The 1777-nt window shown below is 55.6% G+C and carries 1 protein-coding gene; it reads right to left on the bottom strand.

Annotation, left to right across the window (positions count from 1 at the left end):
* Positions 1–383: 383 nt before the first annotated feature.
* Positions 384–1592, bottom strand: coding sequence for an IS91 family transposase (locus ACOYNV_RS28195; protein WP_422903140.1), 1209 nt, complete (start codon positions 1590–1592; stop codon positions 384–386).
* Between the last annotated feature and the right edge of the window lie 185 nt (positions 1593–1777).

Genomic DNA, 1777 nt, shown 5'->3' with positions numbered 1-1777 from the left:
TGCATAATGCAGAGAGTCTTTAGCCTGGCGGCTGCGGCGCACCGAAGCAGGTTCATGCCGAGGCTGCATCGCCGCAGCCGGTAGGCTAAAGATCCCGTTGGACTAAACCGCCGCCACAGGCCGTTGCGCACTATGGGTATTGAATCAGCAGTTGGCTGACCAAGGCAGCGGCGAACTCGCCAAATCCCGATGTAATCTGACACTGCGCGGCTCGTTGCTGCATGGATGGTGAAGAACGATGTGAAGTGATGAACGCCTCAACTGTGCCCAGATGAGCGAATTGAGGCCACACCAACGTGACTGAAAATTTGCCAACAAAGCCAATCCCATCGGCTGCCAAACTGAGAGTCGAGAAAAGCCAGTGATCAGTAACAAATTGTCAGTCATGATGTCTTTGTGGGCGGTCCACGTGCCCGGGCTCCAGCCAAAAAAGACTCAATGCGCACCATCTGACCTTTGCCGCAGTGCGGACACTCACGCAGCGACAAACCCGTAAGACGCTGATAGCGATCAAGGTAATTAAGCGTGGTGTCAGACTCGCTGTGCGCCGCTATAGGTGTTGGTACTCCCAGCAGTTTGAGACACAGCGCCACCTTGATCTGGCGATATCGGTTAGCCAGAAATCCGTAATGCCGAATGCGCTGAAATCCCGATGGCAGAACGTGCAACAAGAATCGGCGAATGAACTCGTGGGCATCCAAACGCATGGTCTTGTTCTTTGACTCGTGGCGGTAGTCCTTCCAGGCAAAAGTGACTACGCCACCGCTGAACTCAAGCAAACGGTTGTTGGAAATTGCCACCCGATGGGTGTAGCGCCCCAAATACTCCAACACCTGCTTGGGGCCACCAAAAGGTGCTTTGGCGTAAACCACCCATTCAGTGTGTGCCACAGGGGCGAGGTATTTGGCGAAAGCCAAACTCTCCTTTAGTCCCGCAAGGCTATTGAAGAAGTGCAACTCACCCCCATCGAACGCTTGCTGCAATAATTCAAGAAACAGGCGACGAAACAGTCGCGACAACACCCGTACCGGCAAGAAAAAGCCTGGTCGACAGGCTACCCAACGCTGACCATCAGGCGAGATCCCGCCACCGGGGACTACGCAGTGCAAGTGCGGATGGTGCAACAAGTTCTGCCCCCAGGTGTGCAAAATAGCGATAAAGCCAATCTCAGCACCCAGGTGTTTGGGGTCAGCACCAATGGTACGCAGCGTCTGCGCAGTGGCTTGGAACAGGATGTTGTAGACCACCTCCTTGTTCTGATACGCGATGGCAGCGACTTCCTGGGGCACGGTAAACACCACATGGAAATACTCTACCGGCAACAACTCAGCTTGGCGATCCTGCAACCACTGTGCCCGCGCCAGTGACTGACACTTGGGACAATGACGATTTCTGCAACTGTTGTAGGCAATGCGCTGGTGACCACAGGCATCGCATTCTTCAACGTGGCCACCCAATGCGGCAGTGCGGCATTGCTCAATGGCGCTCATGACACGACGCTGCCCCCGGCTCAGTGATGCCGTATTCTGCGCACGAAAGGCAGGGCCGCACTGGCGAAAAATGTCCGCCACCTCCAGCCCAACTGGGCGCAAAGCCAATCCTCAGCAATGAGTTACCACGCTGGCCACCGGTTGTGGCGGATCAATCTTTGGCAATAAATCAAACGGACTGACGGTCGCGCACAGTGTGCTGGTGGCGATCTTGAGATAGCGCGAGGTGGTGCTCAGACTGCGGTGTCCCATGAGCAGTTGGATGCGGCGCACATCAGTGCCAGCCT

Source organism: Propionivibrio sp., assembly GCF_049316945.1.
GTDB lineage: Bacteria > Pseudomonadota > Gammaproteobacteria > Burkholderiales > Rhodocyclaceae > Propionivibrio.
This window is presented reverse-complemented; position numbering and strand designations above follow the sequence as displayed.